Genomic DNA, 7,751 nt, shown 5'->3' with positions numbered 1-7,751 from the left:
AGTATTTTAATACTTTTTTGAATCTGTCAATGCGTAAGTCCTATAAAGTAAGCCGTCTGCAAATCAGGCGAATTTCCGGTTGATTACTTGAACTTATTGCAATGCAGCCATACACTACTTTGAATTAGAGGTAGTGTATGGCTATTGACGTAGAAAAAATCAGGATATTTCTGTCCAAATTAACGCTGGAGCAAATTTATAACAGCGTTTTTATTTTTATTTTTTTATTTATTATGGTGCTGGCAAGTATTGCACTTTATCGTCCTGTCACTACGGTTCAATCTGAACAAATTCAGCAACTTTCCATACAGCAACAGTTACCACAAACGCAAGATATGGCTATAGCCTTGCTTGAGCGGCCAGCGGTTTATCGTGGACAATATCTTAAATTGATGCAGGCATACCAGCAGGAATCAGTCCGTGCACATCAGTTACCTGCAGTAAAAGCGGATCAGCCTTAAAATTTAAGGTGTGAGTATTAATCCCTCAGCCGTAGCCGTACTTATTAAATTCGCTTTTAAGGCTGTTTTTAGGTTATCTTTATCCAGTGTCTGACTGACGACCACTACGGTTAAACGGTCTGGATGCAGATGTTTGTGTACTGCATTTTCAACATCTTTTGCTGTGATTTTGGCTAATCGTTCTGGATAGGTGGCGAGATAATCGCGTGGCTCTGCATAGAATCCCATCGTTCCGAGCTGGGCGTTAATGGTAGCATTGCTACTGTAGTTATTTGGAAATGCCCTTAACATGCCGGATTTGGTTTCTTCCAGTCGTTTAGTATTTATCGGCTGATTTACAAAGTTGATCAATGCCTGATGCGCGACCTGAATACTGTCTAATAGCTGGTCTTGACGGGTCGAATAGCGGAAATTAAATACACCCGGTGCCTGAGTAAAGCTAAAAGTACTATAGGCAGCATAAGTAAAGCCACGCTTGACTCTTAACTCCTGCATCAATACCGCATTAAAGCCACTACCACCAAATATACGATTCGCAACTTCTAAAGCCAGCCTATCTTTGTTAAAGCGACTGGGTCCGATATGCCCGAACATTACATGAGCCTGACTTGAGTTATAGGGAATATGGATTACCTCAATATCATTTTTTAGCTGTGGATCAGGCAATGACTTTGGTCGTGTGCCTTGCTTGAGATTTCCTGCAATGCGTTCTGACAGGTCTAAGGCCTCTTTGGGGCTAAGTTTTCCGGTAATCGCAATATTCATATTTTGCGCAACCAGAAACTGATCACGGAACTTCTTTAAATGTTCAGGATTTACTTTTTGAGTGCCGCCAATGGTACCTGTAATTGGCTGTGCGTAAGGATGCTGACCATATAGGGTTCTATAAAAGCGGATATCCATTAAGCGGCCTGGATTTTCCTGTAGCTGTTTTTGACCAACGTTGGTGTTGCTAACAGCCAGGCTGATGCTCTGATTTTTAAAGGAAGCATGTTTAAGTACTTCCATCATCATTGCCAATGCGGGTTCCAGTTTTTTCGGATCAGACATTACACGTAGGCGGATGACGAACATATCCCGATATGCCTGGGCACTAAATTGTGCGCCACTTTGATCAAAAACAGCCGCAATTTCCCGCGCAGTATATGTATCGGTTCCTTCCCGGATCAGTTTGGCTGCCATACTGGACAAACCAAACAAACCCTTCTGAATTTCCTCATCCCGTGCTGCACCAGCATTAAAGGTTAGTTGAATATCGACCATCGGCAGATCTTTGGTTTCGACAAACAGCGTACGTACTTTGTAGCGATTATTCAGCTCATGTACATAAGGTGCCTGAAAATGTCTTTCATTCTTGAGATTTTTTAAACTTTGTAGCAAAGGAATAGATTGCAACTGGGTGGGATTATCTTCCGGTATAACTTCTGTATTTTGAACACTTTCGGCCCAGACCACAGAAGCACAGTTCAACGCAACAATTAATAAACTATTCGAACATGCAGACTTGAACTTGATCATCATTGTGCTTTTGTTTCCGGTGCGAGGTATAAGGTGCTGAGATTTTCACGAATAAAATAGCTATTCGCGACACGCTGAATATCGCTCATACTGACATTTTCATAATATTTAGGAAGTTCATCCATCAGTCGGTAACTTAAGCCGTTCACTTCCAGATTGCCGATCATTTTAGCCTGACCAGCAATACTATCCTGATTATAAATAAGGTTGGAAACAAATCGGGTAGTGATGCGTTCAAGTTCATGCTTGGGAATATCTTCAGTTTTTAATGCATCAACTTCTGCCTGAATGGCTTTTTGCGCATCTTCAAAACTGATGCCATTTGCAGGTAATGCAGAAATACTAAACAGGCTGTCACCACGGTTATACGGATCATACGATACACTGACAGAAGTCAGTAGCTTGCGATCTCGTACCAAGCGATCTTGCAGCCGTGAGGAAATACCACTGTCCAGCAAACTCCGGATAATTGTCAGAGCATAAGCATCCTGCGGATTGATTGCTGAAGCCAGTGATTTGACATTCCAGGTCATGTACAGGTTGGGCACTTGCACATCGGTATTGATTTCCATGTGACGATAGCCCAAGTATTCAAACTCAAGTACATCATTGCGTTGCGGTGTGGCACGTGAAGGTGTGTCAGCAAAGTATTTCTGTACTTGTAACAGCGCTTGTTCAGACTCTACATCACCAACAATCACCAGAATGGCATTGTTCGGCGTATACCAGGTCTTGTACCACTGCTTTACATCATTAAGCTGGATATTGTTCAGGGTTTTCATATGACCAATCACCGGTTGGCGATAATGGCTGGTGGGATAACTGATCCATTTAAAACGTTCAAAGGCACGTGAACGAGGATTATCCTCGGTGCGCTGGCGGCGCTCTTCCATAACCACTTTGATTTCTGGCTCAAAATCCTTTTGACGTAGCAGCAGATTACTCATACGGTCTGCTTCGAGTTCGAGCGCCATCGGGAAGTAAGCCTTGGGATAAAGCTGATAATAATTGGTGTAATTGGTAAAGGTTGCAGCATTGATACTGCCCCCATAAATCCGGCTAATCCGTGTAAATTCATCGTTTGGAACTTTGCTGGTGCCCTTGAACATCATATGTTCCAGCACATGTGATATACCCAGAGTGTTACCGGATTCATCCGCACTGCCGATTTTATACCAGATCTGGGTCATGACCATCGGCGCACGGTGATCTTCTCGGATAATGACTTTTAGACCATTTTTCAGGGTGGTTTCAAAGGTACTACGCGTCAGTTCAGATTTGGATTTTTCTATAGTTTGTGCCTGAATCTGACTGCTGCTTAAACATATCAGTATTGTACCAAGCGAATACATGTATCGCTTAAACTGGATTGGACAGGCGTGCATAAAAATAAGTGATTTGAACACTGGATATTCCAAAATAAGCAGATGTATTTATAAGCCATTTTAAGAATTGTGCAATTGAAAGCAAACCGGTGCTGTTGCTTTTTGGTGTAGTAGAAATGGAATTTTAATCTAAAGCTAAAACCTTATAACTTATGGTAGAATCCCATTTTTTAACGCAATGCTTTTCAAGGATTCGGCATGCAACAGCAATCTAATGAGCAAAACAAATTTTTGATTGATGCTGATATCGGAGATGACGATGTCACATTACCGAGTTTACCTGCGGTCAATGTGCCAATTATAGAAACGCCACGCGAACAAGCCGTTGTTTCAGCGCCTGCCGCAACAGAAATACCGAGTGAAGAATCTGCTCCTAAAGGCGGTTTCTTTAGCCGTATGAAGGAAGGTTTAACCAAGACCCGCAAAAACTTTGCAGATGGTATGGTCAATATCCTCATCGGTGGTAAAGAAATTGATGACGAATTACTAGAAGAAGTAGAAGAGCAATTATTGGTTGCAGATATTGGTGTAGATGCAACCAAGACCATTATTGCCAATCTGACAGAGCGTACAGCACGTGGAGACCTGATTTACTCTCATTCATTATATAAAGCGCTTCAGGAAGAACTGGTGGCTTTATTGGCACCGCGTGTAAAACCGTTACATATTGACCCGAACAAAAGTCCTTTCGTGATTCTGGTTGTGGGTGTAAATGGTGTTGGTAAAACCACTACGATTGGTAAACTGGCGAAGCGTTTACAAGGTGAAGGCAAGAAAGTCATGCTGGCAGCGGGGGATACCTTCCGTGCTGCGGCAACTGAACAGCTGCAAATTTGGGGTGAACGTAATAATATCGCCGTAGTTGCTCAGGGTCATGGTGCCGATTCTGCTTCTGTCATTTTTGATGCTTTTGAAAGTGCACGTGCCAAAGGTGTAGATGTCCTGATTGCTGATACAGCAGGCCGTTTGCATAACAAGAGCCATCTGATGCAAGAGTTGACCAAAGTGAAACGTGTAATGCAGAAGATTGATGCAACTGCACCGCATGAAGTGATGCTGGTTGTAGATGCTGGTACGGGTCAGAATGCCATTAATCAGGTAGAAATGTTTGATGAAGCAGTCGGTCTAACGGGTATTACGATCACCAAACTGGATGGGACTGCGAAAGGGGGCGTGCTGTTTAATATTGCCAGCCGTACTCATGTTCCAATCCGCTTTATTGGTGTAGGTGAAAAGATTGACGATCTTCGTCCATTCTCTGCCAAATCATTTGTTGCTGCATTATTTGAAACTGAAAATAAATAATCGTGTAATAAGTCACATAAACTCCGCTTAGCGCGGAGTTTTTTGTTTTTAGGTCGATTGTTTGCTGTAAAAAGCAACAGGCTTGAAAGCTTATGTCATAAGCCTTTTAGTCAAAACCTTTACAATCAACAAGTCCACCTATTGGTAGGCATGTGTTGATTGGGGGAAAGTGTAAATGGCGTTATTAAATAAGATTGGGCATGTACTTACGGCAGACCTGACGAAAGATTTTAAATTTTCAAAAAAAAGCAAAACTGTACAGGGAGATGAGCTGACTTTTATTGATCAGCTGAAAAAGCGCCGTAGTATTTATGCTTTGGGGAGACGAGTTCATTATAGCCAGGCGTATATTGCTGAACTGATCCAAGCTGCGGTACGTAGTTGTCCTTCAGCATTCAATTCACAAAGTGCACGAATCGTGATTCTGTTTGGTGATTCACATTATAAATTCTGGGAAATCGTGAAAGAGGTCAAACGTCAGGAAATGCCTGTTCAGGTATTCGAAGGAATTGAAATCAAGCTTGATCAATGTGCTGCTGCCTTTGGAACTGTTCTATTTTATGAAGATCAGACAATTATTCAGCAGTTACAAAAGAAAATGCCAATGAGCGCTGAAGATTTTCCGGTCTGGTCTGAGCAAACTTCGGGTATGGCGCAGTTTGCTGTCTGGACAGCACTTGCAGATTCAGGATTAGGAGCATCCTTACAGCACTACAATCCAATGGTGGATCAGGCAGTTGCAGCACATTTTAAAATAGATGAAAACTGGCTGCTACGTGCCCAGCTTTGTTTTGGTTCTATTGAGCAGCCTGCAGAAGCCCGTCCAGATCCTAACTTTCAGGATCGCTTCCGCATATTTACCTAAAATCATAAAGACCAAGAACCCGCTGGAAATGTTTGCCAGTGGGTTCAATACAAATATTAAACGTTAAAAATCCTCTTATTGTTCTATAAATAAAACACTACGTATTTTTATATACGCCTGTTTTTGGGTGATAAAAAGATTAATCTCTCTTTATCAACTTTGAACAAGACAAGATATACAAGAGGTTCTTCATGGCATTTTTAGATCAGATCAAACAACGTCGCAGCATCTATACAATTGGTAATAATGTAAGCCTAGATCAGACAGAAGTTGAAAATACAATTAAGGAAGCGGTACGTCATAGCCCATCTTCTTTTAACTCGCAAACATCCCGCGTGGTGATCCTGTTTGGTGAATCGCATCAAAATTTCTGGAATATTGTTCGTGATACTTTAAAGAAAATTGTGCCAGCTGATGCGTTTGAAGGAACAAATAATAAAATTAACAGTTTTGCAGCAGGTTATGGTACAGCCTTATTTTATGAAGATCTGGAAGTAGTGAAAGAGCTGCAAGCACAATTCCCATTATATGCAGATAATTTCCCGGTATGGTCAGAGCATTCTTCAGCAATTGCCCAATTTGCCACTTGGACAGCGCTGGCGGAGAAAAATATTGGTGCCTCTTTGCAGCACTATAATCCGATCATTGATGATGAAGTTTCGATTGCTTTTGATGTGCCTTCAAACTGGAAGCTACGTGCCCAACTCGTGTTTGGTTCGATCGAAGCACCAGCAGGTGAAAAAACCTTTATGGATGATGCAGAGCGTTTTAAAACTTTTAATTAATTGAGTTAAATAATAAAAAAGGAGTGCTTCGGTGCTCCTTTTTTATTTTGTATTCATTTAAGACCAAGTGTTTAGCTGAATGAATCAGATGGATATATGCTTAAAGTCTTGGCTATTTGTCTAAGTGATTTATCATAAAATTGTCACGTATACTCGGCATAGTGCAAGCAGACTTAAATAATCAGGAAAAAGAAGCGAATGAATTTACGTATTATGATCGCAGTTGCGACTTTAATGGGAAGTACTTCTGTTTTTTCAGCAGTGATCTTGACGGCACCAGAAGAAATCAAAATTGTCGGGGTGAATGAGCGAGAAGTGAATAGTGGATTAATCCGTAAAAAACAGACTTATAAGCTAGATCCGGGTTCAAACAGTATTAGTGTACGTTATATCGAATTCTTCCAGCATAATGATAATAGCCATGACATTTTAAAATCGGATGTAGTAACAGTTAAAACACCTGAATTAAAAGATGGCGAAAGTTATCGTTTGGCTTTGATTAATGCACCTAAAGATTTTGATACTGCACAAAAATATAAAGACCAACCGATTATTGGTTTATACGACGCCAGAAATCAATTGTTGGTACAACAGTCAGGCGCAAATAGTGAAACCAAACCATTATTGGGTAAAAGTGTATTAGGTAAAGCACTAGACTTGACAACTAAAACAGTTGCTCCTGCAAATCAGCCTGCGCCTGTTTATGCACAGGCAGCGGTATCACCAGTGGTAGCAAATCTAAATTCAGCTGAAACAGCAATAAAAACTTCTACTGACCAAAAGCTGATTCAGCTTTGGCAACAAGCATCTAAAGAAGAGCGTCGGAAGTTTATGTTATGGCTAGCAGAGCAAGGGAATTAAAAAAAACATGAAAAAGATCGGTTTATACCGATCTTTTTTAGTTTGAGAGCTAAACGTTACACTTTGAAAATATATTTCAGGCCAGAATGATGGATTTACACACCTAAACCTGCTAAAAATACGCATTCAGAGTAAAAAATGAACGACCAAATTATATTTTCATATATTTTTATGAAAAGAACTTGCGCTCATTGTGAAACTGTATAGAATACGCAGCACACCAACGCAATGCATGAAACGAAAAGTTAAGTGATTGGGTTGGAGCTTAAAACCGACGAGGTTTTAAGTAAGATCATTAAGAGATTATGAAGAACAACTTGTGTGGATTTTTACTGGTTNATGGTAGAAATTACTCGAAGTTTATTTGAGAAATTGATGTCAGAAAATTGATGAGCCAAGATTTGGTGTTTTGAATAAAGCACTATTGATTTTAAACTGAAGAGTTTGATCATGGCTCAGATTGAACGCTGGCGGCAGGCTTAACACATGCAAGTCGAGCGGGGAAGGTTGCTTCGGTAACTGACCTAGCGGCGGACGGGTGAGTAATGCTTAGGAATCTGCCTATTAGTGG

Annotated in this window: 7 protein-coding genes and 1 rRNA gene; 6 read left to right on the top strand and 2 right to left on the bottom strand. The window is 40.9% G+C overall.

Annotation, left to right across the window (positions count from 1 at the left end):
- Positions 1–137 precede the first annotated feature (137 nt).
- Positions 138–461: a hypothetical protein gene (locus tag C8322_RS13930; RefSeq protein ID WP_004815854.1), complete on the top strand. Its 324-nt coding sequence runs from the start codon at positions 138–140 to the stop codon at positions 459–461.
- A gap of 3 nt (positions 462–464) precedes the next feature.
- Here the strand turns inward: C8322_RS13930 and C8322_RS13925 are convergent, their stop codons facing one another.
- Together C8322_RS13925 and C8322_RS13920 are read right to left on the bottom strand one after the other, a co-directional pair.
- A complete protein-coding gene (locus C8322_RS13925) occupies positions 465–1,982 on the bottom strand; it encodes a M16 family metallopeptidase (protein WP_004815857.1) in 1,518 nt (505 codons plus the stop codon).
- Complete coding sequence (locus C8322_RS13920) at positions 1,979–3,364, bottom strand: M16 family metallopeptidase (RefSeq protein ID WP_171063238.1); 1,386 nt, start codon at positions 3,362–3,364, stop codon at positions 1,979–1,981. Before C8322_RS13920 ends, C8322_RS13925 begins: the two co-directional genes overlap by 4 nt.
- A gap of 198 nt (positions 3,365–3,562) precedes the next feature.
- Between C8322_RS13920 and ftsY the strand changes: the two genes are divergently transcribed.
- The 5 genes from ftsY to C8322_RS13895 form a co-directional block, all read left to right on the top strand.
- Positions 3,563–4,669, top strand: a complete 1,107-nt coding sequence (ftsY, locus tag C8322_RS13915) for a signal recognition particle-docking protein FtsY (RefSeq protein ID WP_004815860.1) — start codon at positions 3,563–3,565, stop codon at positions 4,667–4,669.
- A 175-nt stretch (positions 4,670–4,844) separates the two neighbouring features.
- Positions 4,845–5,534: a nitroreductase family protein gene (locus C8322_RS13910; RefSeq protein WP_004815863.1), complete on the top strand. Its 690-nt coding sequence runs from the start codon at positions 4,845–4,847 to the stop codon at positions 5,532–5,534.
- Positions 5,535–5,725: 191 nt separating this feature from the next.
- Positions 5,726–6,319, top strand: coding sequence for a nitroreductase family protein (locus C8322_RS13905; protein ID WP_004815864.1), 594 nt, complete (start codon positions 5,726–5,728; stop codon positions 6,317–6,319).
- Between the two features lie 198 nt (positions 6,320–6,517).
- Positions 6,518–7,180 carry a DUF2057 domain-containing protein gene (locus tag C8322_RS13900; protein ID WP_004815866.1) on the top strand — a complete coding sequence of 221 codons (663 nt, stop codon included), beginning with the start codon at positions 6,518–6,520 and terminating at the stop codon, positions 7,178–7,180.
- A gap of 432 nt (positions 7,181–7,612) precedes the next feature.
- Positions 7,613–7,751: ribosomal RNA gene (locus C8322_RS13895) — 16S ribosomal RNA — on the top strand; the annotation flags it as partial.

This window comes from Acinetobacter sp. SM1B, assembly GCF_003289665.1.
Taxonomy (GTDB): Bacteria; Pseudomonadota; Gammaproteobacteria; order Pseudomonadales; family Moraxellaceae; genus Acinetobacter; species Acinetobacter schindleri.
This window is presented reverse-complemented; position numbering and strand designations above follow the sequence as displayed.

What these genes read in the sequence shown, in the direction of transcription:
- C8322_RS13920 (WP_171063238.1), bottom strand. Translation starts at nt 3,364, where the DNA reads ATGCACGCCTGTCCAATCCAGTTTAAGCGATACATGTATTCGCTTGGT.
- C8322_RS13930 (WP_004815854.1), top strand. Translation starts at nt 138, where the DNA reads ATGGCTATTGACGTAGAAAAAATCAGGATATTTCTGTCCAAATTAACG.
- C8322_RS13905 (WP_004815864.1), top strand. Translation starts at nt 5,726, where the DNA reads ATGGCATTTTTAGATCAGATCAAACAACGTCGCAGCATCTATACAATT.
- ftsY (WP_004815860.1), top strand. Translation starts at nt 3,563, where the DNA reads ATGCAACAGCAATCTAATGAGCAAAACAAATTTTTGATTGATGCTGAT.
- C8322_RS13900 (WP_004815866.1), top strand. Translation starts at nt 6,518, where the DNA reads ATGAATTTACGTATTATGATCGCAGTTGCGACTTTAATGGGAAGTACT.
- C8322_RS13925 (WP_004815857.1), bottom strand. Translation starts at nt 1,982, where the DNA reads ATGATGATCAAGTTCAAGTCTGCATGTTCGAATAGTTTATTAATTGTT.
- C8322_RS13910 (WP_004815863.1), top strand. Translation starts at nt 4,845, where the DNA reads ATGGCGTTATTAAATAAGATTGGGCATGTACTTACGGCAGACCTGACG.